Source organism: Cupriavidus taiwanensis (assembly GCF_900250115.1).
In the GTDB taxonomy this organism is placed as follows: Bacteria; Pseudomonadota; Gammaproteobacteria; order Burkholderiales; family Burkholderiaceae; genus Cupriavidus; species Cupriavidus taiwanensis_B.
Genome location: NZ_LT984803.1, coordinates 2,669,727 through 2,693,657, shown reverse-complemented (window position 1 = coordinate 2,693,657; position 23,931 = coordinate 2,669,727). Strand labels below are relative to the sequence as shown.

Here is a 23,931-nt window from a genome sequence, read left to right as displayed (position 1 = left end):
CATCACGACATGACAGATTTCCAGCCGATCCAGCTCACCGCCGCGCCGCCCACCGACGCCGCGGACAGCGAAGACACCGCCCGCGCCGACCTGTACGGCCTGCTCGCGACGCTGTTTTACCGCGCCCCGGACGCGGCCTTGCTGCATCACATCGCGGCCAACCGCGCCGTGGGTGAGGACGCGCAAACCGTGCTTGGCAGGGCGTGGAACGCGTTGTGCGACGCAGCATCCGAGACCACCGCGGCCGAGGTCCAGGAGGAGTACCGGCAACTGTTCGTCGGCGTGGGCCGCCAGGACGTGTTCCTCTACGGCTCTTTCTATATGACGGGCTTCCTCAACGAGCGCCCGCTGGTGGCGCTGCGCGAAGACCTGGCCCGCTATGGCCTGGAGCGCCACGAAGGCGTGAGCGAGACCGAGGACCACATCGCCACGCTGTGCGAGGTGATGCGCTTCCTGGTGGCGGGCGATGACCTGTCCGTATCCAACCTGGGCGAGCAGCAGCGCTTCTATGCGAAGCATTTGCAGCCGTGGATCGAGCCCTTGTGCGACGCGGTAGCGGCGCACCCGCAGGCGCGCTTCTATCGCGGCGTGGCCGGACTGCTGGGCACCTTTGCCGGAGTCGAGGCGATGGCGCTCGAGATGAACTGAGCGCGGGACCGATGCGGCGCAAGGCGCAGGCTTCTTAGCTCAAGTTAGAGCAGAAGGTAAGGAAAAACCCGTGCTTGTCATGGTCTTTCCTTCCAGTTGATTCTAGAATATGCATAACAACGCATAACGGCACAACCATCGGGCTTTGACAGCCGAGGAGCCCCCACATGAGAGAGAAGCCAAACAGGGTCGGGCGCCGCACGTTTCTCGCGGGCGCCGGAGTTGTGGCCGCCGCCACCGGTGCGGCAGCGCTGAGCGCGCGCGCACCCGCCATGCCGGGCCAGGCTGCAGCCCTGCCGGAACCTGCCGATGCTCCATCGGACAGCAAGGGTTACCGGGTCTCCGACCACATCCGCAAGTACTACCGGACCACGCTGGTGTAACTGCCACGGCGGCGTGGTCTGGCGCGCCGCCTGCAACCGGACGCTACCCAATCGTCCGTTTCTGAGGTGAGACATGATCTTGACCCGCAAACGCGCGGCGCAGGGCGTATCCGCCCGCCTCGCTGATAGCCTTGCCAATCGGCCCGAGTCCGCCGGCGCAAGCTCCGGCCGGCTTTCCCAACGGCTCGCGACCAGCCTGGCCGGCGCCATGCCGACCATGGACCGCCGCAGCTTCCTCAAGCGTTCCGGCATCGGCGTCGGCGCGGGCCTCGCGGCCTCGCAACTGACGCTGCTGCGCAAGGCCGACGCCGCCGACGACAAGAAGGCCGCCGGCGACGGCAAGACCGGCATCGTGGTCAGGCGCACCGTGTGCGGCCACTGCTCGGTCGGCTGCGCGGTCGATGCGGTGGTGCAGAACGGCGTGTGGATCCGCCAGGAGCCGGTGTTCGATTCGCCCCTGAACATGGGCGCGCACTGTGCCAAGGGCGCGGCGCTGCGCGAGCACGGCCACGGCGAATACCGGCTCAAGTACCCGATGAAGCTGGTCAACGGCAAGTACCAGCGCATCGGCTGGGACCAGGCGCTCGACGAGATCACCGCGAAGATGAAGGAGATCCGCCAGCAGAGCGGCCCGGACTCGATGTTCTTCGTCGGGTCTTCCAAGCACAGCAACGAGCAGTCCTACCTGATGCGCAAGTGGGTGTCGTTCTTCGGCACCAACAACACCGACCACCAGGCGCGCATCTGCCACTCCACCACCGTGGCGGGCGTGGCCAATACCTGGGGCTACGGTGCGATGACCAACTCGTACAACGACATGCAGAACGCCAAGGCGGCGCTGTATATCGGCTCCAACGCGGCCGAGGCGCACCCGGTGTCGATGCTGCACCTGCTGCATGCCAAGGAGAACGGCTGCAAGGTGATGGTGGTCGATCCGCGCTTCACGCGCACCGCGGCCAAGGCGCACCATTACGTGCGGATCCGCTCGGGCACCGATATCGCATTCCTGTTCGGCGTGCTGTACCACGTCTTCAAGAACGGCTGGGAAGACCAGAAGTACCTGAACGACCGTGTCTACGGCATGGACAAGGTCAAGGAAGAGGTGCTGGCCAAGTGGACCCCCGACAAGGTCGAGGAGGTCACCGGCGTGCCCGAGGCGCAGGTCTACCTGGTGGCCGAGACCATGGCCAAGAACCGCCCCAGCACGCTGGTGTGGTGCATGGGCCAGACCCAGCACACCATCGGCAACGCGATCGTGCGCGCCTCGTGCATCGTGCAGCTGGCGCTGGGCAATATCGGCGTGGCCGGCGGCGGCGCGAACATCTTCCGCGGCCACGACAACGTGCAGGGTGCCACCGACGTCGGCCCGAACCCCGATTCGCTGCCGGGCTATTACGGCCTGGCCACCGGCGCGTGGAAGCACTACGCGGCGGTGTGGGGCGTGGACTACGAATGGATCAAGAAGCAGTTCGTGTCGCAGGCGATGATGGAGAAGTCCGGCACCACGGTGTCGCGCTGGATCGATATCGTCACCGAGAAGAACGAACTGATCGACCAGGACAACAACGTGCGCGGCGTGTTCTTCTGGGGCCATGCCCCGAACTCGCAGACGCGCGGCCTGGAAATGAAGAAGGCGCTCGACAAGCTCGACCTGCTGGTGGTGGTGGACCCGTACCCGTCGGCGACCGCGGCCATGGCCAACATGCCGCCGGCCGAGGGCGACAAGGTCAACCCCAACCGCGCGGTGTACCTGCTGCCCGCGGCGACGCAGTTCGAGACCTCGGGCTCGTGCACGGCTTCGAACCGCTCGCTGCAATGGCGCGAGAAGGTGATCGAGCCCCTGTTCGAGTCGATGCCCGACCAGACCATCATGCAGGCCTTCGCCGACAAGCTCGGCTTCGGCAAGGAGCTGTCGAAGAACTACAAGATGATCGAGGTCAAGCGCGCCGGCCGGACCTGGATGGAACCCGAGCCGGAATCGATCCTGCGCGAGATCAACGCCAGCAACTGGACCATCGGCTACACCGGCCAGTCGCCCGAACGGCTGAAGTCGCACATGCGCAATATGCAGATGTTCGACGTCAAGACGCTGCGCTGCAAGGCGGGCAAGGACCCGCTCACCGGCTACGACCTGACCGGCGACTACTTCGGGCTGCCGTGGCCGTGCTATGGCACACCGGAGCTGAAGCATCCGGGCTCGCCCAACCTGTATGACACCACCAAGCACGTGATGGACGGCGGCGGCAACTTCCGCGCCAACTTCGGCGTGGAGCGCGATGGCGTCAACCTGCTGGCCGAGGATGGCTCGCACTCGCTAGGCGCGGAGATCACCACCGGCTATCCCGAGTTCGACCACGTGCTGCTGAAGAAGCTGGGCTGGTGGGACGACCTGACCGATGCCGAGAAGGCCAAGGCCGAGGGCAAGAACTGGAAGACCGACCTGTCCGGCGGCATCCAGCGCGTGGTGCTGAAGAACCATGGCTGCCACCCCTTCGGCAACGCCAAGGCGCGCGCGGTGGTGTGGAACTTCCCGGACCCGATCCCGCAGCACCGCGAACCGCTGTACTCCACGCGTCCCGACATGGTCGCGAAGTATCCGACCCATGACGACAAGATGGCGTTCTGGCGGCTGCCGACGCTGTACAAGTCGGTGCAGCAGCGCAATCTCGAGAACAAGGTGGCCGAGAAGTTCCCGATCATCCTGACTTCCGGGCGCCTGGTCGAGTTCGAGGGCGGGGGCGAGGAAACCCGCTCCAACCCGTGGCTGGCCGAGCTGCAGCAGGAGAACTTCGTCGAGATCAACCCGCGCGCGGCGTCCGACCGCGGCATCCGCAACGGCGACTACTGCTGGGTCAAGACCCCCACCGGCGCCACGCTGAAGGTGCGCGCGCTGGTGACCGAGCGGGTCGGGCCCGATACCGCCTTCATCCCGTTCCACTTCTCGGGCTGGTGGCAGGGCAAGGACCTGAAGGACTACTACCCCGAGGGGGCGATGCCGGTGGTGCGTGGCGAAGCGGTCAATACCGCCACCACGTATGGCTATGACTCGGTGACGATGATGCAGGAAACCAAGACCACCATTTGCCAGATCGAGCGGTTTGCCTAAGCGCAGGGGAACACCATGGCACGCATGAAATTTATCTGTGACGCCGAGCGCTGCATCGAGTGCAACAGCTGCGTCACTGCCTGCAAGAACGAGCACGAGGTGCCCTGGGGGGTGAACCGGCGCCGCGTGGTCACGGTCAACGACGGCATGGTCGGCGCCGAGAAATCGATCTCGGTGGCCTGCATGCACTGCTCGGACGCGCCCTGCATGGCGGTCTGCCCGGTCGACTGCTTCTACCGCACCGAGGACGGCGTGGTGCTGCACGACAAGGACGTCTGCATCGGCTGCGGCTACTGTTCTTACGCCTGTCCGTTCGGCGCGCCGCAGTTTCCGTCGACCGGCACCTTCGGCGTGCGCGGCAAGATGGACAAGTGCACCTTCTGCGCGGGCGGCCCGGAGAAAAACGGCTCGGAAGCCGAGTTCGAGAAGTACGGCCGCAACCGGCTCGCCGAAGGCAAGCTGCCGCTGTGCGCCGAGATGTGCTCGACCAAGGCGCTGCTGGGCGGCGACGGCGACGTGATTGCCGACATCCTGCGCAACCGCGTGATCAAGCGCGGCACCGGCGGCGACGTGTTCGGCTGGGGCACGGCCTATGGCAATGCCCAGGCCGGCGCGAAGCCAGTGCCACCGGCGCAGCCCGCCGTGCCGGCACCAGCCGCGCCCGCCGCGCCGGCAGCCACGGCACCTGCAGGAGGGAAAGCGTCATGAATCGCATCCGCGTCGTTGCACTGGTGTCGCTGTGCGGCGTGCTGCTGGCCGCGTGCGGCGAGAAGCCGCAGACCATCGGCCCGTCGCACCGCAAGGCCGACGCCCAGTCCTTCCAGGGAGCCCCGGACGATCCGTTCGTGGCCAAGGGCTGGACCGCGGGCGACCGCAACAGCTGGAACAACCAGATCCGCCAGCGCAACCAGTTGCAGAACGAGTACAACCGGGTGCAATGACCGCGCCGCTGTGTGGACTTCCCGCCAGCCGGGAACTGAAGGAGGGGCTATGACGCCGTCGCACAATCGATGCCGTGCCCGAGGGTGGCGTGGCTGGCTGGCGGCCGGCGCGCTGGCGCTGGCGGCCGCCGGCAATGCCGTGGCGCAGGCCCCGGCACCCGCGCCGGGGCCGTCGACCGGACCGGCGACCGCATCGGCCGGCGCCGACGCCAACAATCCGGCCACGCATCCGGCCCAGCCGCTGGCCGGCATTGCGTCCGAGAACATCTTCAACATCCCGCCGCGCGACGTTGCCGCCGAGGCCAGGTCGCAGCAGCAGCGCAGCGTCACGCAGCCCGGCAACAACGCGCCGATGTGGCGCGAGGTCAATTCCGACCAGCGCCACTACAGCAGCCTGCCCGACAAGGAAGCCGGGGTGCTGATCCAGCGCACCGGGCAGTCGTGGCGGCTGTTCCGCAACGGCGTCATCACGGTGTGGGGCGGCTGGCTGCTGCTGGTCGTGCCGGTGGCGATCCTCGGCTTCTTCCTGTGGCGCGGCACCATCCCGCTGCGCACGCCCAGGACCGGCCGCATGATCGAGCGCTTTACCCCGCTCGAGCGCATCGTGCACTGGACCATGGCGATTTCCTTCGTGGTGCTGGCGGTGTCGGGCATCGTGATGCTGCTGGGCAAGCATTTCCTGCTGCCGCTGATGGGCCATATGCTGTTTGGCTGGCTCAGCTACATCCTGAAGAACCTGCACAACGTGGTGGGGCCGATCTTCACGCTGTCGGTGATCGTCGCCTTCGCGGTGTTCCTGCGCGACAACCTGCCCAGTCGCGACGACATCCGCTGGGTCACCAGCCTCGGCGGGCTGGCCTCGGGCAAGCACGTGCCGAGCGGGCGTTTCAACGCCGGCGAGAAGATGTGGTTCTGGGTGGGCGTGTTCGTGTTCGGGCTGGTGCTGTCGGCCTCGGGCTGGGTGCTCGACATGATCGTGCCGGGCATGGACTACTACCGCGCCACCATGCAGATCGCCAACGTGATCCACGGGATTGCGGCGGTGCTGATGATTGCGATGGCGTGCGGCCATATCTACATGGGCACCATCGGCATGGAAGGCGCGTACCGCGCCATGCGCGATGGCTGGGTCGACGAGGCCTGGGCCCGGGAGCACCACGAGCTCTGGTACGACGACATCAAGTCCGGCAAGATCCCGGCCCAGCGTTCGGCCAGCCCCGATGCCGCCGCGGCCCGCCCGGCGCGGCAGAGTCCCGGCGAAGCCTGACGCGGGCCCAACGACACCGCAGGAATCCTGAACCATGACACGCATCCTGACGCTGATTGCCGTAGCCGCCGGAGCTGCCAGCGCGGCCTTCGCCCCGGGCGCGCTGGCCAAGCTGCCCGCGCCGACCGAGGCCCAGCAGGCCAAGGCCGCCGAGACCAGGGCGCGCGCCGCCTGGTCCGACAAGGTCGCGGCCTACCAGCTGTGCCGGGCCCAGGACAGGATCGCCGCGCATTACCTGGCCGACCGCAAGGCGCACGGACAGCAGGCGCGCGAGCCGGTGCAGATTGCCGCCTGCGCCGATCCGGGACCGTTCGTGGCGCCGCTTCCTGCCATCGCCAGCACCGCCGGTGCGCCCGCGGCGGGCGCGGTACAATCCCCCGCAAAGGCGCCGTAACTTCTGCCCCCTGCATGCCGCTCGGGGCCTTCACCCGCAGCCCCGAGTCCCTCGTCATGACCTTGCGTCCCGAGCTTACCCAGGCAGCCGTTCCACTGATCGAAGAGGTTGAAGTCGTCGACGAGCAGGGGCGCGTGCGCGCGGCCTACCTGCCGGGCGAGCGGCCGCTGACGGTATATCTCGACAAGCGCGAGCTGGTCACGCTGATGACGCTCGGCGGCGCACCCGAGCACCTGGTGCTGGGCTACCTGCGCAACCAGCGCCTGGTGGAATCGATCGAGGACATTGCCGCGGTGCAGGTCGACTGGGAGACCGAATCGGCCGCGGTGACCACACGCACCGGCGTCGACCGCATCGAGGAGCGCACCGCGCGCCGCGTGGTGACCACTGGCTGCGGCCAGGGCACCGTGTTCGGCTCGCTGCTGGACGAGGTCGACAGCATCCGCCTGCCGGTTGGCGCCACGCTGGACCAGGACACCCTGTACGGCATCATCGACACCATCCGGCTGCAGCAGTCGGTGTACAAGCAGGCCGGCTCGGTGCATGGTTGCGCGCTGTTCCGGGGCACCGAACTGCTGATGTTCGTCGAGGACGTGGGCCGCCACAATGCCGTCGACGCGATTGCCGGACGCATGTGGCTCGAGGGCATGACCGGCGGCGACAAGATTTTCTACACCACCGGGCGCCTGACTTCCGAAATGGTGATCAAGGGCGCGCAGATGGGCATCCCGTTCCTGCTGTCGCGCTCGGGCGTGACGCAGATGGGCTACCAGATGGCCCGGCGCGTCAACCTGACGCTGTTCGCGCGCTGCACCGGCAAGCACTTCCTGCTCTATACCGGGCGCGAGCGCTTCCGCCACCGCCAGCCAGAGGATGTCGTGGCGTAGCGGTCACTTGCTGGCCCGCCTGCAGGCTTGAAGGACGCGCGCCGAATGGTTGTACAATGCGGCGCACTCCGAGCCGTCTATCCTCCCAACCTTATGAGCATCAAATCCGACAAATGGATCCGCCGCATGGCGGAGCAGCACGGCATGATCGAGCCGTTCGAGCCAGGCCAGGTCCGGGAGGCCGACGGGCGCAAGATCGTGTCGTACGGCACCTCGAGCTACGGCTACGACATCCGCTGCGCCGACGAATTCAAGATCTTCACCAATATCAACAGCACCATCGTCGATCCGAAGAACTTCGACGAGAAGTCGTTCGTGGACTTCAAGGGCGAGGTCTGCATCATCCCGCCCAATTCGTTCGCGCTGGCGCGCACGATGGAATACTTCCGCATCCCGCGCAGCGTCCTGACCATCTGCCTGGGCAAGAGCACCTACGCCCGTTGCGGCATCATCGTCAACGTGACCCCGTTCGAGCCGGAATGGGAAGGCTACGTGACGCTGGAGTTTTCGAACACCACGCCGCTGCCGGCCAAGATCTACGCCGGCGAGGGTTGCGCCCAGGTATTGTTCTTCGAAAGCGACGAGGTCTGCGAGACCTCGTACGCCGACCGGGGCGGCAAGTACCAGGGCCAGCACGGTGTCACACTGCCGAAGACCTGAGCGAATTACAATCCGGCGTCTGCCGGCACGGCGGGCCCGCCAGGGCCGCCAAACCTGACGTGAGAGCCACATGCCGCCGTCGCAGGGAACCCCTGCGGGCCATGTGGCTCAAGTCCTTTATGTCCTGCTTTCCATCAAGGATGCCCGATGAAATTCCGCTTCCCCGTCATCATCATTGACGAAGACTTCCGCTCCGAGAACATCTCCGGCTCCGGCATCCGCGCGCTGGCCGAGGCGATCGAGAAAGAGGGCATGGAAGTCATGGGGCTGACCAGCTACGGCGACCTGACCTCGTTTGCCCAGCAGGCCAGCCGGGCATCGACCTTCATCGTCTCGATCGACGACGACGAGTTCGCCAGAGACAGCGAGGAGCTCGAGGCCGCCGCGATCGAGAAGCTGCGCGCCTTCGTCGCCGAGGTGCGCCGCCGCAACTCCGACTTGCCGATCTTCCTGTACGGCGAGACCCGCACCTCGCGCCATATCCCCAACGATATCCTGCGCGAGCTGCACGGCTTCATCCACATGTTCGAGGACACGCCCGAGTTCGTGGCGCGCCACATCATCCGCGAAGCCAAGGTCTACCTGGACACGCTGGCGCCGCCGTTCTTCAAGGCGCTGATCGACTACGCGCAGGACAGCTCGTATTCGTGGCACTGCCCGGGACACTCGGGCGGCGTGGCTTTCCTGAAGAGCCCGGTGGGCCAGGTGTTCCACCAGTTCTTCGGCGAGAACATGCTGCGCGCCGACGTCTGCAACGCCGTCGACGAACTGGGCCAGCTGCTGGACCATACCGGCCCGGTGGCCGCGTCGGAGCGCAACGCCGCGCGCATCTTCAACTCCGACCACATGTATTTCGTCACCAACGGCACCTCCACCTCGAACAAGATGGTGTGGCATGCCAACGTGGCGCCGGGCGACATCGTGGTGGTGGACCGCAACTGCCACAAGTCGATCCTGCACGCGATCATGATGACGGGGGCGATCCCGGTATTCCTGATGCCGACGCGCAACCACTACGGCATCATCGGGCCGATCCCGAAGAGCGAGTTCGATCCGCAGACGATCAAAAGGAAGATCGCCAACCACCCCTTCGCCAGCAAGGCCAGGAACCAGAAGCCGCGCATCCTGACCATCACCCAGGGCACCTACGACGGCGTGCTGTACAACGCCGAGCAGATCAAGGAAATGCTGGCGGCCGAGATCGACACGCTGCACTTCGATGAAGCCTGGCTGCCGCACGCGGCGTTCCACGACTTCTATCGCAACATGCACGCGATCGGCAAGGATCGCCCCCGCAGCAAGGACGCGCTGGTGTTCGCCACGCAGTCCACGCACAAGCTGCTGGCGGGCCTGTCGCAGGCCTCGCAGATCCTGGTGCAGGATTCCGAGACGCGCAAGCTGGACCGCTATCGCTTCAATGAAGCGTACCTGATGCACACCTCGACCAGCCCGCAGTACTCGATCATCGCCTCGTGCGATGTCGCCGCGGCGATGATGGAGGCGCCGGGCGGCACCGCGCTGGTCGAGGAGAGCATCCAGGAAGCGATGGACTTCCGCCGCGCCATGCGCAAGGTCGAGGGCGACTACGATGCCGGCAACAACGGCGACTGGTGGTTCAAGGTGTGGGGTCCCGATGCGCTGATCGAAGACGGCATTGGCGACCGCGAGGAATGGATGCTGAAGGCCAACGAGCGCTGGCACGGCTTCGGCGACCTCGCTGACGGCTTCAACCTGCTCGACCCGATCAAGGCCACCATCATCACCCCGGGCCTGGACGTCGACGGCGAGTTCAGCGAGCGCGGCATCCCGGCGGCGATCGTCACCAAGTACCTGGCCGAGCACGGCATCATCATCGAGAAGACCGGGCTGTACTCGTTCTTCATCATGTTCACCATCGGCATCACCAAGGGCCGCTGGAACTCGCTGGTGACCGAACTGCAGCAGTTCAAGGACGACTACGACCAGAACCAGCCACTGTGGCGCGTGCTGCCGGAATTCGTCGGCAAGTATCCGCAATACGAGCGCATGGGCCTGCGTGACCTGTGCGATGCGATCCACAGCGTGTACAAGGCCAACGATGTCGCGCGCGTGACCACCGAGATGTACCTGTCGGACATGGAGCCGGCGATGAAGCCGTCGGATGCGTGGGCGATGATGGCCCACCGCGAGATCGAGCGCGTGGCGGTCGACGACCTCGAAGGCCGTGTCACCGCCATCCTGCTGACGCCGTATCCGCCCGGCATTCCGCTGCTGATCCCGGGCGAGCGCTTCAACCGCACTATCGTGCAGTACCTGAAGTTCGCGCGCGAGTTCAACAAGCTGTTCCCGGGCTTCGAGACCGACATCCACGGGCTGGTGGAGGACGAGGTCGACGGCAAGAAGGCATACTTCGTCGACTGCGTGAAGCAGGGCGCCTGAGCGCCAGCCGGCCTCCGCCGATGCAGCAAGGGCCCCGCCAAGGCGGGGCCCTTGGTTTTTGTCCTAGCTGAACGGATTCATCACCAGCGTGCCGGTGCCGCGGAAGTCCGCGACATTGCGCGTGACGATGGTGAGGCGGTGGATCAGCGCGGTGGCGGCGATGAACTTGTCCAGCGCGTGCTCGGGCCCCGCCGCGCGCAACTGGCCCCAGACCTGCGCGACCTCGGCATCGACCGGCAACACCTGGCGGCCGAAGTCCTCCAGCACATGGGCCAGCCAGCGCTCCAGCAGCGCCGCCTGCACCGCGTCGCCGCGATGGCGAATCAGTGCCACGCCGCGCTGGAGTTCGCCCACGGTCAGCGCCGACAGGTAGAGTGCGGCCCCATCGCGCGCCGCCTGCCGGAAGAAGGCGCGGACGCCCGGGTTGGCGCGCTCCCGCTTGCGGGTCTCGCTGATGACGTTGGTATCAATCAAATACACGCGGCGCCTCGCCCGTATCCTGGATGCGCTCGAAGTCGGCGTCCTGCCCGACCTCCGGCATGCCGGACAGCACCTCGGCAAAGCTGAGCCGGGCCGTGCCGCCCAGCGCCTGCGCCAGGATGGCGCGGTGTTCGGCCTCGGCGCTGCGGCCATTGGCGACGGCCTGCTCGCGCAGGCGCTGGACCAGGGCTTCGTCGACGCCACGAACCAGTAGGGTTGCCATCTTGAACTCCTCACCGTTGGATGGAGTGATGATAGCATTGTTATCATTACGGCGGTCACGTATCGATGGCAGGCAGTAGATCGGGGTCGCGGTGGAATGCCCCGCGCATTTGGTGCTCGGCATGGTGTTCTCCTGGGTCATGGGCTGAACGCAGGAACCAGTCTGGGCCGTGCCGGCCCGCTGGTCGATGAGCCGATTCGCAATTGCGCGGGTGGCCTCGCCGCGACGCCGATGGCGCGCGCGTCAGCGCTGCGCCAGTACTTCGTCCAGCGTCACGTGGCCCTGGAAGCCGCCCAGGCCTTGCGCCGGCGCCTGCCGCTCGATGGCATGGGCAAAGCGCACCGACGGGTCCGCTTCCAGCTGGTTGCAGAGGCGCTGCAGGTTCGGGAAGTCCTCGAGCTTCAGCACCCTGTGGTAATTCGACCAGCGCGCGATGCCGCTGAAGTAGGCGTCGGCCACGGTGCGGTGCTCACCCAGCAGCCAGGCCCGCTCGCCCAGCATGGCTTCGAGTTCGTGATGCACATGGCGGACTTGCTCCGTGCCGTAGCGGACCAGCGCCGGCCGGTCGGTCTCGTCCACGCCTTCCAATGCGTGCCAGAGCGGGGCAAAGGCGCCGAAGTAGCTGGTGTTGAGGTAGGCCAGCTGCTGGTTGAGCCGGTCGAAATCGCGTGTCCCCTGGGCAAAGCCAAGCTTGCGCTCGATGCCGAGCGTGCCGATGTGGTTGAGGATCGCCATGCTTTCGCTAAGGAAGTAGCCTTGCGCGTCCATCAGTGTCGGCGTTTCGCCGACCGGGTTGATGCGGCGGTAGGCAGCGCCGGTCACGACTTCCGGCATGTCGATGCGGCTCAGGCGATAGGGCTGGCCAAGCCATTCCAGCGCCACGATCGAGCCGAACGAGCAGCCGGAGGGAACGCCGTAGAAGAGGATGGGGGTAGTCATGGGTAGTTCTCCTGGATTTGGTTGAGACCGGCCGATCGGCGCAGGGAAACTGTAGATGCATGGACTTTGCGTGAGTAGTCGGCAAAAATCCGACCTATCGTCCACACACATAGACTTCGCCCGCCATGCTCAACCTCAACGACCTGCGCTTCTTCGTCGTCGCCGTGGCTCATGGCGGATTCGCTGCCGCGGGGCGGGCGCTGGGCGTGCCCAAGTCCACGGTCAGCAAGCGCGTGGCCGAGCTCGAGCAGGCCCTGCAGGCGCGGCTGCTCTACCGCAGCTCGCGCAGCTTCACGCTGACCGATGCCGGCCGGGACTTCTACGACCACGCCCGCGCCGCGCTGATCGAAGCCGAGGCCGCGCAAGAGGCGGTGCAGCGGCGCGTGGCCGAGCCCAGCGGCACGGTGCGGATCACGGCCGCGGTGCCGACCGCGCAGCACTACCTGGCGCCGCACCTGCCGGCGCTGGCCCGCGCCTATCCGCGCCTGCACGTGCAGCTGGAGGTCTCCGACCGCATGGTCGACCTGGTGCAGGAAGGCTTCGATATCGCGGTGCGCAGCCATTTCGCGCCGCTGCCGGACTCTGGCCTGGTGCAACGCCAGCTTGCCGTCGAGGACATCGTGCTGGTGGCGTCGCCCGGCTACCTGGCGGAGCGCGGCACGCCGGAAGCGCCGGCGCAGCTGTCCGGCCACGACGGGCTGCTGACCGGGGCCGCCGCGGGTACGTGGCGCCTGTGGGGCCCCGGGGGCGCGCGCGCAGAAGCCAGCCCGGCGCCGCGCATGACCGTGAACGAATCGACCGTGCTGCTCGGCGCGGCGATCGCGGGACTGGGCATCGTGCCGCTGCCGCACGCGCTGTGCCGCGCGGCGCTGGCGGCCGGCCGGCTCGCGCGCGTGCTGCCGCAGTGGACCGCCGGCAGCGTGACCACCACGCTGCTGTTGCCGGCACGGCGCGGGCAGTTGCCGGGCGTGCGGGCGACCGTCGACTTCCTGGTGCAATGCCTGGCGCCCGGCGGCGCGGGCCAGGTCGTGCCGCAATGAAAAAGCCCCGCATCGCTGCGGGGCCTGGCGGGCCTGCCCTGAGCCTGCCGCCGGGGCCGGCTTATTTCTTCTTTTCGAACTCGAACTGCGGCGCGGCCGACTCGCTTTCCGCCGGGGGCTGGGTCGGCAATTCGAGCGAGCCGGACTCGGCCGGGACTGAGGCGGGGCCCGGAATCGACAGGCTCGGCGCGCCGGGTTTGGGGCTGCTGCCCTCCAGGTCAATGTTCAGGTCGCGCGTGATGCTGCGGTCCTGCGCCTTCTGCGTGCCGCTGCTGACCAGGCCGGGGAAGACGATGATCAGCGCCACCATCACCAGCTGGATCACCACGAACGGCACCGCGCCCCAGTAGATCTCGGAGGTCTTGACTTCGCGCGGTGCCACCGAGCGCAGGTAGAACAGCGAGAAGCCGAACGGCGGATGCATGAACGAGGTCTGCATGTTCACCGCCAGCAGCACGCCGAACCAGATCAGGTCGATGCCGAGCTTGTCGGCTACCGGACCGACCAGCGGCACCAAAATAAAGGCCAGCTCGAAGAAATCGAGGAAGAACGCCAGCAGGAAGAACAGCACGTTCACCGCCACCAGGAAGCCGGTCTGGCCGCCGGGCAGCGCGGTCAGCAGGTGCTCGACCCAGATATGGCCGTCGACGCCGTAGAACGTCAGCGAGAACACGCGCGCGCCGATCAGGATGAAGATCACGAAGGCCGACAGCTTGAGCGTGGCTTCCATGGCCTGCTTGGTCAGGCCCAGGTCGAGGCGGCGCTTCAACAGGGCCAGGACCAGGGCGCCGAGCGCGCCCATGCCGCCGCCTTCGGTCGGCGTGGCCACGCCGATGAAGATGGTGCCGAGCACCAGGAAGATCAGCGCCAGCGGCGGGATCAGCACGAAGGTGACCTTCTCCGCCATCTGCGACAGCAGGCCGAGCTTCAGCGTCTTGTTGATCACCGCCAGCACGAAGGCGAACAGGATCGCCGCGCCCACCGAGATCACCAGGCGCTCATCCAGCGGGGCCTCGGGCTTGTAGAACATGTCCACCAGCACGCCCACCGCCACCGCCAGCGCGGTCAGCACCAGCACCGAGGCGGCCCCACTCTTGCCGCTGGGTTCGCGGAAGGTGCGCGCCTCGAGCGGCAGCGCCGGCGCCGCGGCCGGCTTGATGATCGTGACCATCAGCACATAGAGCATGTACAGGCCGGTCAGCACCAGCCCTGGCACGAACGCGCCCTTGTACATGTCGCCCACCGAGCGGCCGAGCTGGTCGGCCAGCACGATCAGCACCAGCGACGGCGGGATGATCTGCGCCAGCGTGCCCGACGCCGCGATCACGCCCGAGGCCAGCCGCTTGTCGTACTTGTACTTGAGCATCAGCGGCAGCGAGATCAGCCCCATCGAGATCACCGACGCCGCCACCACGCCGGTGGTCGCCGCCAGCAGCGCGCCGACGAAGATCACCGCGTAGGCCAGGCCGCCGCGGATCGGGCCGAACAGCTGCCCGATGGTGTCGAGCAGGTCCTCGGCCATGCCGGAGCGTTCCAGGATCAGGCCCATGAAGGTGAAGAACGGGATCGCCAGCAGCGTATCGTTCTCGATGATGCCGAACAGCCGGCTCGGCAGCGCCTGCAGCAGCTCGGGCGGCAGCATGCCGAGCTCGATGCCGATGAAGGCGAACAGCAGCCCGTTGGCGGCCAGCGCAAAGGCGATCGGGAAGCCCGACAGCAGGAATACCACCAGCGAGGCGAACATGATCGGTGCCATGTTCGCAATCAGGAATTGCGTCATCGTGCGCGCCTCTTATCGTTTTTCAGACGCGGCGGTCTGGTTGGCCTGCGCGATCGCGGCGATCTCCAGCGCCGGGTCGACCGCATGCTTGCGGAAGGCCGAGAACGGCAGTTCCCCCTTCAGGTAGGCGAAGCGCTTGATCAGCTCCGACAGGCCCTGCAGGATCATCAGGGCAAAGCCCGCCACGATCAGGAACTTGGCCGGCCAGCGGATCAGGCCGCCGGCATTGCCGGACATTTCATGGCCGGCGTAGGACAGCCAGAAGTAGGGAATTGACAGCCACAGGATGATGAGGGAGATCGGCAGCAGGAAGAACAGGATGCCGAACACATCGATCCAGACCTGGGTGCGCTCGGAGAAGCGGCCGGCGATCACGTCGATGCGCACATGCTCGTCGCGGCGCAGTGTGTACGGGGCGCCGAGCAGGAACACACCGGCGAACATATACCACTGCAGTTCGAGCCAGGCGTTGGAACTGACGCTGAAGGTGTAGCGAATGATGGCATTGCCTGCGCAGACCAGCACGGCCAGCAGGACCAGCCATTTCGCCCACTGCCCGATGAAAGCATTCACGGCGTCGATAAGCCGCGAGATCCTCATGAGGGAAGACATGTGATCGTCCTAGGGATTGGGGGATACAGGGGTGGCGCGTTAGTCTACGGCGTCGGCGGCCCCGCATCTTTAGGGTGAATCCCCAGTGCATCACATTTTCCGGCGAATTTGCACCGGTTATGTGCGGATTCGCCGGCCGTGCCACGCGGATTCGATATCCCCGGATGGGGAATCGACGCGCGGCCGGGTCCGCTTCATGCAATACGCAACAGTCGTCGGCAGCTGCGGGCAGAAAGAAAAACGGGAGCTTGCGCTCCCGTTGCGGCTTGCCGGGTTACCCGGGGTCGGACCTCAGCCGTTCAGCGCCTTGCGGGCCGCGGCAATGGCCGCGCGCACCTGGTCCGGCGCGGTGCCGCCGATATGGTTGCGCGCCGCGACAGAGCCTTCCAGCGTCAGCACCGCATGCACGTCGTCGCCGATCAGCGCGGCCTGGTCGCCCAGGCCCGAGACCTCGCGCAGCTCTGCCACGCTGAGGTCGGCCAGGTCGCACTGGCGGCCGTCGCAGGCGCGCACGGCGTGGGCCACGGCCTCATGCGCGTCGCGGAAGGGCAGGCCCTTCTTCACCAGGTAGTCGGCCAGGTCGGTGGCGGTGGCATAGCCCTGCAGCGCGGCGGCGCGCATCGCTTCGGGCTTGACGCTGATGCCCGGCACCATGTCGGCGAAGATGCGCAGCGTGTCCACCACGGTATCGACCGTGTCGAACAGCGGCTCCTTGTCTTCCTGGTTGTCCTTGTTGTACGCCAGCGGCTGGCCCTTCATCAGCGTCAGCAGGCCGATCAGGTGGCCGTTGACGCGGCCGGTCTTGCCGCGCGCCAGCTCGGGCACGTCGGGGTTCTTCTTCTGCGGCATGATCGAGCTGCCGGTGCAGAAGCGGTCGGCGATGTCGATAAAGCCCACGCGCGGGCTCATCCACAGCACCAGCTCTTCCGAGAAGCGCGACACATGGGTCATCACCAGCGCGGCGGCGGCGCAGAATTCGATGGCGAAGTCGCGGTCCGAGACCGCATCGAGCGAATTGCGGCAGACGCCGTCGAAGCCCAGCTGCTGCGCGACGAACTCGCGGTCGATCGGGTAGCTGGTGCCGGCCAGCGCGGCGGCGCCCAGCGGCAGGCGGTTGACGCGCTTGCGGCAGTCGGCCATGCGCTCGGCATCGCGCGTGAACATCTCGTTGTACGCCAGCAGGTGGTGGCCGAAGGTGACCGGCTGCGCCACCTGCAGGTGGGTGAAGCCCGGCAGGATGGTGTCGGCGTTCTGCTCGGCCAGGTCCAGCAGCGAGGTGCGCAGCGCGCCCAGCAGCACGATGATGTTGTCGATCTCGCTGCGCAGCCACAGGCGGATGTCGGTGGCGACCTGGTCGTTGCGCGAGCGGCCGGTGTGCAGGCGCTTGCCGGCATCGCCCACCAGCGCGGTCAGGCGCGCCTCGATGTTCAGGTGGACGTCCTCCAGGTCCAGCTTCCATTCAAAGCTGCCGGCCTCGATCTCGCCCCGGATCTGCGCCATGCCGCGCTCGATCTCGGCGCGGTCGGCCTCGGCGATGATGCCCTGCTTTGCCAGCATGGCCGCGTGGGCCAGCGAGCCCTGGATGTCGAACAGGGCCAGGCGCTTGTCGAAGAACACCGAGGCGGTGTAGCGCTTCACCAGGTCGGACATCGGTTCGGAGAAGCGGGCGGACCAGGCTTCGCCTTTCTTGGCAAGTTGGGAGGTGGACATGGACGTCGGCTGCAGTGGCTCGCGCGGCAGGCGGCCGGCGTGCGGACGGCGGCGGGCGCGAAAAATTGGGAAACGGCGATTATATCGCCCGGCGGCACGCTGGCGGTACGGGCCGCGCCGGCGGGGCCGTGCTCAGGGCCGGCTGTGGATCACGGGCCCCTTGAACACCACCGGGCCGCTGGGCCCGTCGGCACGGGTCGAGCCGCCGGCCGGTTCGATGCTGACGGCCAGCGCGGGCACTGCCACCGGCGGCTGCGCCAGCGCCAGCCGCGCTTGCGGCACACGGCCTATCAGACCCAGGGACTGCGGCTTGCCGCCTTCCGGCAGCGCCCACAGCTGCAATACCTGCCGATCGTTCAGCTTCAGGTGATCCAGCCGGCGCACCACAAGGTCGCCGCTGCCCGCGTCCCATGACAGCAGCATGGCCGGCTGCGCGCGGTCGTCGTTGAGTACCGCGAAGACTTCGACGGTGGCCGCGGCGCGCTGGCCCGCCAGCTGCACGCCGATGCCGATGGCCAGCACCGCCACCGTCGCCATCGCGGCCGCGGCGCCGCGCCAGAATGCCGGCGCCGACCACAGGCGCTGCCACCAGCTGCCGGCGCCGCGGCCAGCGGCGCCGGCGGCGGCGGGCGGACTGCGATCCCCGGCCGCCTTCCAGCCGAGCCGCTCCTCGATCCCGCACCAGACCTTGTCGACCGGCTCGGCCGCCGCCTGCAACTCGGCCACGCCGGCGAGCCGCGCCTGCCAGCGGTGGATCGCCGCGCGCACCGCCGGCTCTTCATGCGCCAGCCGCTCCAGCCGCCGGCGCGCGCCGCCGCGCAGCACCCCCAGCGCGTACTGGGCGGCGAGCCGGTCGAGCAGGTCGGGGTGGCTGGCCAGCTTCATGCCGCGCCCTCCATGCAGCTGCGCAGCCGCTCCAGCCCGCGCCGGATCCACGACTTGACCGTGCCCAGCGGCGCGCGCAGGCGCTCGGCCAGCTCGGCGTGGCTCAGGTCCTGCAGGTAGGCCAGCATGATGGCCTGGCGCTGCGGCTGCTCCAGCCGCTGCAGGCAGCGGTTGAGCGCACGCGCCTGCTGGCTGGCCTCGGCCAGTTCGGCGGGGCCGGCGGCTTCGTCGGCCAGCCACTCGGCCAGGTCCTGCTCCGGCTCGGCGGTCTGCGGCACGCGCGCCGCCGCCGCGCGGCGCAGGCAATCGAGCGCGCGGTTGCGCACGATCGCGGTCATCCACGTCATTGGCGCAGCTACCTGAGGCCGGTAGTCGCCGGCGTGGTGCCAGATGCTGACAAAGCTTTCCTGCACGACATCCTCCGCCCAATCGCGCCTGCCGGTAATACGCAGCGCGAGGCCAAACAGTTTCGTCGCGGTGAGGTCGTAGAGCGCGCGCAGCGCCTGGCGCTCGCCCACGGCCACGGCCTGCAGCAGTCCCTCCAGCCGGTCGGGGCTGGCGGGCGCGGCATAGGACGGCTGCGTGGAGGGCGGCACCGGGACGGCTCCTTGCAAGCAAGCTTTGCCGGATTATAGGTAGCGCCGCATCCAAACGCGCGGCAGCTGCGTAGATGCTGACAGGCGCAAGCCAGGTACCCCAGCCCGGGGGCGCCAAGTTGTCATCCCTCACAGGAGCACACCATGGACCGCATCTCACAGACGCCGGCGCGCGAGCCCGGCACCCTCGTCACGCCGCCGGACGCGCGCCGGCGCGGGCTGCTCAAGGCGCCCGGCCTGTTCGCGCTCGGCTCGCTGGCGGTCATCACGCTCGGCGAGTCGATGCCGGCGTGGGCGCAGACGCAATCGGGCAGCACCAAGGACGACATCAACATCCTCAACACCGCGCTCGGGCTGGAATACCAGGCGATCGCCGCCTACCAGGTCGGCGCCGAGAGCGGGCTGCTGCAGAAACCGGTGCTGGCCACCGCGGTCAAGTTCCAGGACCACCACAAGGCCCATGCGCAGGTGCTGGCCGGGACGGTGGCAAAGCTGGGCGGGACGCCGGTGGTGGCGAAGAAAACCGCGGAATACAAGTTCCCGGTCGAAAGCCTGAAGACCCAGGCCGATGTGCTGCGCTTTGCCGCCGGGCTGGAGAAGGGCGCGACCGCCGGCTACCTGGGGGTGCTGCCCAACTTCCACAATCGCGAGCTGACCAGGGCCGCCGGCAGCATCCTCGGCGACGAGGCGATGCACTGGGCGGTGCTGCTGCACGCGTTAGGGGAGGATCCGGTGCCGGGGGCGTTTGTCGGGTGAAGCGAAAGCTTGCCGAGTGGTTGCTCCCCTCTCCCACAAAATGGGAGAGGGGAGCCAACCGGCAGCCCTCTCAAGCGCAGAAGCGCGCTCAACCCGTATTGCGCAGCCCCGCCGCCACCCCATTGATGGTCAGGTGGATGCCGCGCCGTACGCGGATGTCATCGCCATCCTTGCCCGAGCGGTAGCGCTTGAGCAGCTCCACCTGCAAGTGGTTCAGCGGATCGAGATACGCAAAGCGGTTCTTGATCGAGCGCGCCAGCAGCGGGTTGTCCGCCAGCCGCTCCTGGTGGCCGGTGATCAGCGCCAGCATGTCGCAGGTCAGGTGCCATTCCTTGCTGATGCGGTTGAACACGTTGCGGCGCAGCGCGGCGTCGTCGCACAGCTGGGCGTAGCGCGAGGCCACCGCCAGGTCGGTCTTGGCCAGCACCATGTCCATGTTGGACAGCAGCGTCGAGAAGAACGGCCAGGTCTTGACCATGCGCCGCAGCGTAGTGACGGCCTGCTTGCGCGCCTTGTCGTCCGGCGCGCTGTCGAGCAGCGAGCGCACCGCGCTGCCGAAGCCGTACCAGCCCGGCAGCAGCAGGCGGCACTGGCCCCACGAGAAGCCCCACGGGATCGCGCGCAGGTCTTCGATGCGGCGGTTCTTCTTGTCCATCAGCTTGCGCGAGGCCGGCCGCGAACCCAGGTTCAGGTCGGCAATCTCGGTGATCGGCGTGGTGGCGAAGAAGTAGTCCTTGAAGCCGGGGGTCTCGTAGACCAGGTCGCGATAGGCGGTGAAGGCGCGGTCCGACAGTTGCTGCATCACGGCCTCGAAGGTATCCAGGTCCTTCGGCGCGTTCTGCTGCGGCAGCAGCGAGGCCTCCAGCGTGGCGGCGACCACCGTTTCCAGGTTGCGGCGGCCGATCTCGGCATTGGCGAACTTGCTGTTGATGATCTCGCCCTGTTCGGTCAGGCGGATCTGGCCGTTGACCGTGCCCGGCGGCTGCGACAGGATGGCCTGGTAGGTCGGGCCGCCGCCGCGGCCGACGGTGCCGCCGCGGCCATGGAACAGGCGCAGCTTGACGTTGCGCTGCTCGAACAGCTGCACCAGCTCCAGCTCGGCCTTGTACAGCTCCCAGGTCGAGGTCAGGAAGCCGCCGTCCTTGTTCGAATCGGAGTAGCCGAGCATCACCTCCTGCTCGACCCCATGGTGCGCGAGCACCGCGTCGAAACCTGGCAGGTCCAGCAGCGACTGCATGATGCCGGCGGCGTTGCGCAAGTCTTCGATGGTCTCGAACAGCGGGATCACCATCAGCTCCATGCGCGCCGGGTCGGTCTTGCTGCCCAGCGTGCCCTGCAGCATGCCGGATTCCTTCTGCAGCAGCATCACCTCGACCAGGTCCGACAGCGTCTCGGTGTGCGAGATGATGTAGTTGCGCGCGACGCGCTTGCCGTAGCGCGCGCGCAGCTCGCGCGCGGCGGCGAAGATCGCCAGCTCCTTGCGGGTCTGCTCCGAATACTGGTGCCACGGCAGCGTCAGCAGGCGCGGCTGGCGCAGTTCGGCCAGCAGCAGTTCCAGCTTGCGCGCCTCGGGCAGCGCGGCGTAGTCCGGGGCGATGCCGGCGGCGGCGAACAGTTCGGCGATGACGGCCTCGTGCACGTCCGAGACCTGGCGCATGTCGACCGAGGCCAGGTGGAAGCCGAACACGGCGATGGCGCGCGCCAGCGCGTCGATGCGGTGGCTGGCCAGCGCCTGGCCGTGGTGCGCGCGCAAGGAGTCGATCACGACCTGGATGTCGGCGCCGAAGGCCTCGGCGCTGTCATAGGGCTCGGCCGGCGCCACCGGGCGGCGGGTCACGGCATGTCCGCTCAGCGCCTTGCAGGTGGCGGCCAGGCGGGCGTAGATGCCGATCAGCGCGCGCCGGTAGGGCTCGTCGGCGCGGTGCTCGGAATGGTCGGGCGAGCGCTCGGCCAGCGCCAGCAGTTCGGGGCTGGCGTCGACCATCAGCATCGACATCGACAGCTCGGCGCCGAGCGCGTGGACTTCATCCAGGTACCAGTCCAGGATCAGCTGCGCCTGCTGGCCGGCGGCGTGCTCCAGGGTTTCGGCGGTCACATTGGGGTTGCCGTCGCGGTCGCCGCCGATCCAGGAGCCCATCTGCAGGAACGGCGCCAGCGGCGCCGCCTGCGCGCCGGGGGCGCCGGGGGCGCCCTTGCGCTTGCGCGAGGCCGGAAACACCGCGGCGATGTCTTCTTCCAGCTCGCTCATCAGCTGCGGGATGCCGCGCAGGAAGGTGGTGCGGTAGTACGACAGCGCGTTCTCGATCTCGTCGGCGACCGTCAGGCGCGCGTCGCGCAGCATGCGCGTCTGCCACAACGTGGTGACCTTGGCGCGCAGCTGGGCGGTGTTGTGCTCGCGCTCGCGCGCGGTCATCGGCAGGTCGCGCTCCGCCAGCAGGCGGGCGATCTCACGCTCGGCGTCGAGGATGCTCTTGCGCTGGACTTCGGTGGGGTGCGCGGTCAGCACCGGCACGATCAGCGCCTCGTCGAGGAACTTGCGCAGCTGCTTGCCGGTGACGCCGGCCGCATCGATCTTTTCCAGCGCATGCTGCAGGCTGCCGTCCTGCGGCGGCGAGCCGGCCAGCGCATGCACGCGGCGGCGGCGGTTGTGGTGCTGGTCCTCGGCGATATTGGCCAGGTGCGAGAAATAGCTGAAGGCGCGCACCACCTGGTTGGTCTGGTCGCGCGACAGGCGCTTGAGCAGCCGGTCCAGCTCGGCGCCGGCGGCGCGGTCGTTCTCGCGGCGGAAGCGCACCGCGGTCTGGCGGATGGTCTCGACCACCTCGAAGGCGGCGTCGCCTTCCTGCTCGCGCAGGCAGTCGCCCAGCAGGCGGCCCAGGAAGCGGATGTCCTCGCGCAGCGGCACGTCCTTGTCGGCGGTGCGGCGGGCGGGGGCGGGTAGGGTGGTTCCGTTGCTCGACACGATCGAAAGCCTGGGCTTGGCGGAGCGCTTGGCTGCGCGGGGCGGTTTGGCGCTGGCTGCGCCGCTTGCGTCACCTTTTGCGGCGGCCGAATCCTTGGCGGCCGGAGCGGTCTTCCGACCGTTGGGCCGCGCAGCATGCTGCGTCATGCAATCTCCTCTTGCTTCTCTAAGCTTATCTAATGGTGCGGAGGGGCGATTGGGGCGCGTGCTACCATTGACGCATGTCGTCCGCCACCCCGTCTTCCGCTACCGCTGTCGTGTCTCGCAACCTTCCGCAAAAGCTCGTCATTGCCTCCCGAGAGAGCCGTCTGGCGCTGTGGCAGGCCGAACATGTGCGTGCTGCATTGCAACAATACTATCCCGCGTGCGACGTGTCCATTCTTGGCATGACCACGCGCGGAGACCAGATTCTAGACCGTACGCTGTCCAAAGTCGGCGGCAAGGGTCTGTTTGTCAAAGAACTGGAGTTCGCGATGGACGAAGGCCGGGCCGACCTCGCGGTGCATTCGCTCAAGGATGTGCCGATGGAGCTGCCCCCGGGCTTCACCCTGGCCGCGGTGATGGAGCGCGAAGACCCGCGCGACGCGCTGGTGTCGTCGGCGTATGCGTCGCTGGACCAGATGCCGGCCGGCACCGTGGTCGGCACCTCCAGCCTGCGCCGCGAAGCCGCCTTGCGCAGCCGCTACCCGCACCTGGTGGTCAAGCCCTTGCGCGGCAACCTGGACACGCGCCTGGGCAAGCTCGATCGCGGCGACTATGGCGCCATCATCCTGGCTGCCGCCGGCCTGAAGCGGCTTGGGCTGGGCCAACGCATCCGCGCGCTGATCCCGGCGGAGGCGTCGCTGCCGGCCGCGGGACAGGGCGCGCTGGGCATCGAGACCCTTTCCACCCGCCCCGAACTGGCCGCATGGCTGGCGCCGCTGAACCACCAGCCGACCGCGCTGGCGGTGACCGCCGAGCGTGCCGTGTCGCGCCGGCTGGGAGGCTCCTGCCAGGTCCCGCTGGCCGCGCACGCGCGCTGGGACGGCGACCAGCTGCGGCTGGAGGCCTTCGTCGCCTTGCCCGACGGCAGCCGCGCCATCCGCGCCGCGGCGGCCGGGCCGGCTGCCGACCTGGCTGCCGCCGAAGCGCTGGGCCAGGCTTGCGCCAGCGACCTGCTGGCGCAGGGCGCCGAGTCGATCCTCGCCGCGCTGGCCGATTCAGGCCGTCCGGACGATACCGGCGCTTCCCCATCTCCCGCCTGA

At 67.8% G+C, this 23,931-nt stretch carries 22 protein-coding genes; 13 read left to right on the top strand and 9 right to left on the bottom strand.

Annotated features, from left to right (window positions below):
* Positions 1-9 precede the first annotated feature (9 nt).
* From CBM2586_RS12590 to CBM2586_RS12545, 10 genes are all read left to right on the top strand, one after another.
* Positions 10-648 (top strand): TorD/DmsD family molecular chaperone, encoded by a 639-nt coding sequence (locus CBM2586_RS12590; RefSeq protein WP_115687841.1) that lies wholly within the window; start codon positions 10-12, stop codon positions 646-648.
* Positions 649-815: 167 nt separating this feature from the next.
* Positions 816-1,031 carry a formate dehydrogenase gene (locus tag CBM2586_RS12585; RefSeq protein ID WP_115661367.1) on the top strand — a complete coding sequence of 72 codons (216 nt, stop codon included), beginning with the start codon at positions 816-818 and terminating at the stop codon, positions 1,029-1,031.
* Between the two features lie 73 nt (positions 1,032-1,104).
* Entirely contained in the window at positions 1,105-4,137 is a 3,033-nt protein-coding gene (locus CBM2586_RS12580) for a molybdopterin-dependent oxidoreductase (RefSeq protein WP_115687839.1), read from the top strand.
* 15 nt (positions 4,138-4,152) lie between these two features.
* Positions 4,153-4,845, top strand: a complete 693-nt coding sequence (gene fdh3B, locus CBM2586_RS12575; RefSeq protein ID WP_115687837.1) for a formate dehydrogenase FDH3 subunit beta — start codon at positions 4,153-4,155, stop codon at positions 4,843-4,845.
* Positions 4,842-5,078, top strand: a complete 237-nt coding sequence (locus CBM2586_RS12570; protein WP_115661370.1) for a hypothetical protein — start codon at positions 4,842-4,844, stop codon at positions 5,076-5,078. The genes fdh3B and CBM2586_RS12570 overlap by 4 nt, the downstream gene beginning before the upstream one ends.
* Positions 5,079-5,127: 49 nt before the next feature.
* On the top strand, positions 5,128-6,345 hold the full coding sequence (locus CBM2586_RS12565) for a formate dehydrogenase subunit gamma (RefSeq protein WP_115687835.1): 1,218 nt from the start codon (positions 5,128-5,130) through the stop codon (positions 6,343-6,345).
* Between the two features lie 34 nt (positions 6,346-6,379).
* On the top strand, positions 6,380-6,739 hold the full coding sequence (locus CBM2586_RS12560; RefSeq protein ID WP_115687833.1) for a hypothetical protein: 360 nt from the start codon (positions 6,380-6,382) through the stop codon (positions 6,737-6,739).
* 56 nt (positions 6,740-6,795) lie between these two features.
* Positions 6,796-7,626, top strand: a complete 831-nt coding sequence (locus CBM2586_RS12555; RefSeq protein ID WP_115688753.1) for a formate dehydrogenase accessory sulfurtransferase FdhD — start codon at positions 6,796-6,798, stop codon at positions 7,624-7,626.
* A gap of 93 nt (positions 7,627-7,719) precedes the next feature.
* Positions 7,720-8,286 carry a dCTP deaminase gene (gene dcd, locus CBM2586_RS12550; protein ID WP_115661373.1) on the top strand — a complete coding sequence of 189 codons (567 nt, stop codon included), beginning with the start codon at positions 7,720-7,722 and terminating at the stop codon, positions 8,284-8,286.
* A gap of 147 nt (positions 8,287-8,433) precedes the next feature.
* Positions 8,434-10,704 carry an arginine/lysine/ornithine decarboxylase gene (locus CBM2586_RS12545; protein ID WP_115661374.1) on the top strand — a complete coding sequence of 757 codons (2,271 nt, stop codon included), beginning with the start codon at positions 8,434-8,436 and terminating at the stop codon, positions 10,702-10,704.
* A 63-nt stretch (positions 10,705-10,767) separates the two neighbouring features.
* Here CBM2586_RS12545 and CBM2586_RS12540 read toward each other — a convergent pair whose 3' ends face one another.
* The 3 genes from CBM2586_RS12540 to CBM2586_RS12530 all read right to left on the bottom strand — a co-directional run bounded on the left by CBM2586_RS12540 (position 10,768) and on the right by CBM2586_RS12530 (position 12,346).
* Positions 10,768-11,184: a type II toxin-antitoxin system VapC family toxin gene (locus CBM2586_RS12540; RefSeq protein WP_115687831.1), complete on the bottom strand. Its 417-nt coding sequence runs from the start codon at positions 11,182-11,184 to the stop codon at positions 10,768-10,770.
* Entirely contained in the window at positions 11,171-11,407 is a 237-nt protein-coding gene (locus CBM2586_RS12535; RefSeq protein ID WP_115661376.1) for a FitA-like ribbon-helix-helix domain-containing protein, read from the bottom strand. Before CBM2586_RS12535 ends, CBM2586_RS12540 begins: the two co-directional genes overlap by 14 nt.
* 243 nt (positions 11,408-11,650) lie before the next feature.
* Entirely contained in the window at positions 11,651-12,346 is a 696-nt protein-coding gene (locus tag CBM2586_RS12530) for a glutathione S-transferase family protein (RefSeq protein WP_115661377.1), read from the bottom strand.
* 125 nt (positions 12,347-12,471) lie between these two features.
* Between CBM2586_RS12530 and CBM2586_RS12525 the strand changes: the two genes are divergently transcribed.
* Positions 12,472-13,386 (top strand): LysR substrate-binding domain-containing protein, encoded by a 915-nt coding sequence (locus tag CBM2586_RS12525; protein WP_115661378.1) that lies wholly within the window; start codon positions 12,472-12,474, stop codon positions 13,384-13,386.
* A 61-nt stretch (positions 13,387-13,447) separates the two neighbouring features.
* Here the strand turns inward: CBM2586_RS12525 and CBM2586_RS12520 are convergent, their stop codons facing one another.
* The 5 genes from CBM2586_RS12520 to CBM2586_RS12500 form a co-directional block, all read right to left on the bottom strand.
* Entirely contained in the window at positions 13,448-15,166 is a 1,719-nt protein-coding gene (locus tag CBM2586_RS12520) for a TRAP transporter large permease (RefSeq protein ID WP_115661379.1), read from the bottom strand.
* Between the two features lie 12 nt (positions 15,167-15,178).
* A complete protein-coding gene (locus tag CBM2586_RS12515) occupies positions 15,179-15,778 on the bottom strand; it encodes a TRAP transporter small permease subunit (protein WP_115687829.1) in 600 nt (199 codons plus the stop codon).
* Between the two features lie 291 nt (positions 15,779-16,069).
* Entirely contained in the window at positions 16,070-17,488 is a 1,419-nt protein-coding gene (gene argH, locus CBM2586_RS12510) for an argininosuccinate lyase (protein ID WP_115661381.1), read from the bottom strand.
* Between the two features lie 132 nt (positions 17,489-17,620).
* Entirely contained in the window at positions 17,621-18,373 is a 753-nt protein-coding gene (locus tag CBM2586_RS12505; RefSeq protein ID WP_115687827.1) for an anti-sigma factor, read from the bottom strand.
* Positions 18,370-18,969: a sigma-70 family RNA polymerase sigma factor gene (locus CBM2586_RS12500; RefSeq protein WP_115661383.1), complete on the bottom strand. Its 600-nt coding sequence runs from the start codon at positions 18,967-18,969 to the stop codon at positions 18,370-18,372. The genes CBM2586_RS12505 and CBM2586_RS12500 overlap by 4 nt, the downstream gene beginning before the upstream one ends.
* Before the next feature lie 144 nt (positions 18,970-19,113).
* Here CBM2586_RS12500 and CBM2586_RS12495 point away from each other — a divergent pair, with 144 nt between their 5' ends.
* On the top strand, positions 19,114-19,725 hold the full coding sequence (locus CBM2586_RS12495; protein WP_115687825.1) for a ferritin-like domain-containing protein: 612 nt from the start codon (positions 19,114-19,116) through the stop codon (positions 19,723-19,725).
* An 88-nt stretch (positions 19,726-19,813) separates the two neighbouring features.
* On the opposite strand, the gene ppc is transcribed toward CBM2586_RS12495, so the two are convergent.
* Positions 19,814-22,834, bottom strand: coding sequence for a phosphoenolpyruvate carboxylase (ppc, locus tag CBM2586_RS12490; RefSeq protein WP_115687823.1), 3,021 nt, complete (start codon positions 22,832-22,834; stop codon positions 19,814-19,816).
* 74 nt (positions 22,835-22,908) lie between these two features.
* Here ppc and hemC point away from each other — a divergent pair, with 74 nt between their 5' ends.
* Positions 22,909-23,931: a hydroxymethylbilane synthase gene (gene hemC, locus CBM2586_RS12485; RefSeq protein ID WP_115661386.1), complete on the top strand. Its 1,023-nt coding sequence runs from the start codon at positions 22,909-22,911 to the stop codon at positions 23,929-23,931.

What these genes read in the sequence shown, in the direction of transcription:
- CBM2586_RS12590 (WP_115687841.1), top strand. Translation starts at nt 10, where the DNA reads ATGACAGATTTCCAGCCGATCCAGCTCACCGCCGCGCCGCCCACCGAC.
- CBM2586_RS12585 (WP_115661367.1), top strand. Translation starts at nt 816, where the DNA reads ATGAGAGAGAAGCCAAACAGGGTCGGGCGCCGCACGTTTCTCGCGGGC.
- CBM2586_RS12580 (WP_115687839.1), top strand. Translation starts at nt 1,105, where the DNA reads ATGATCTTGACCCGCAAACGCGCGGCGCAGGGCGTATCCGCCCGCCTC.
- fdh3B (WP_115687837.1), top strand. Translation starts at nt 4,153, where the DNA reads ATGGCACGCATGAAATTTATCTGTGACGCCGAGCGCTGCATCGAGTGC.
- CBM2586_RS12570 (WP_115661370.1), top strand. Translation starts at nt 4,842, where the DNA reads ATGAATCGCATCCGCGTCGTTGCACTGGTGTCGCTGTGCGGCGTGCTG.
- CBM2586_RS12565 (WP_115687835.1), top strand. Translation starts at nt 5,128, where the DNA reads ATGACGCCGTCGCACAATCGATGCCGTGCCCGAGGGTGGCGTGGCTGG.
- CBM2586_RS12560 (WP_115687833.1), top strand. Translation starts at nt 6,380, where the DNA reads ATGACACGCATCCTGACGCTGATTGCCGTAGCCGCCGGAGCTGCCAGC.
- CBM2586_RS12555 (WP_115688753.1), top strand. Translation starts at nt 6,796, where the DNA reads ATGACCTTGCGTCCCGAGCTTACCCAGGCAGCCGTTCCACTGATCGAA.
- dcd (WP_115661373.1), top strand. Translation starts at nt 7,720, where the DNA reads ATGAGCATCAAATCCGACAAATGGATCCGCCGCATGGCGGAGCAGCAC.
- CBM2586_RS12545 (WP_115661374.1), top strand. Translation starts at nt 8,434, where the DNA reads ATGAAATTCCGCTTCCCCGTCATCATCATTGACGAAGACTTCCGCTCC.
- CBM2586_RS12535 (WP_115661376.1), bottom strand. Translation starts at nt 11,407, where the DNA reads ATGGCAACCCTACTGGTTCGTGGCGTCGACGAAGCCCTGGTCCAGCGC.
- CBM2586_RS12530 (WP_115661377.1), bottom strand. Translation starts at nt 12,346, where the DNA reads ATGACTACCCCCATCCTCTTCTACGGCGTTCCCTCCGGCTGCTCGTTC.
- CBM2586_RS12525 (WP_115661378.1), top strand. Translation starts at nt 12,472, where the DNA reads ATGCTCAACCTCAACGACCTGCGCTTCTTCGTCGTCGCCGTGGCTCAT.
- CBM2586_RS12520 (WP_115661379.1), bottom strand. Translation starts at nt 15,166, where the DNA reads ATGACGCAATTCCTGATTGCGAACATGGCACCGATCATGTTCGCCTCG.
- CBM2586_RS12515 (WP_115687829.1), bottom strand. Translation starts at nt 15,778, where the DNA reads ATGTCTTCCCTCATGAGGATCTCGCGGCTTATCGACGCCGTGAATGCT.
- argH (WP_115661381.1), bottom strand. Translation starts at nt 17,488, where the DNA reads ATGTCCACCTCCCAACTTGCCAAGAAAGGCGAAGCCTGGTCCGCCCGC.
- CBM2586_RS12505 (WP_115687827.1), bottom strand. Translation starts at nt 18,373, where the DNA reads ATGAAGCTGGCCAGCCACCCCGACCTGCTCGACCGGCTCGCCGCCCAG.
- CBM2586_RS12495 (WP_115687825.1), top strand. Translation starts at nt 19,114, where the DNA reads ATGGACCGCATCTCACAGACGCCGGCGCGCGAGCCCGGCACCCTCGTC.
- ppc (WP_115687823.1), bottom strand. Translation starts at nt 22,834, where the DNA reads ATGACGCAGCATGCTGCGCGGCCCAACGGTCGGAAGACCGCTCCGGCC.
- hemC (WP_115661386.1), top strand. Translation starts at nt 22,909, where the DNA reads ATGTCGTCCGCCACCCCGTCTTCCGCTACCGCTGTCGTGTCTCGCAAC.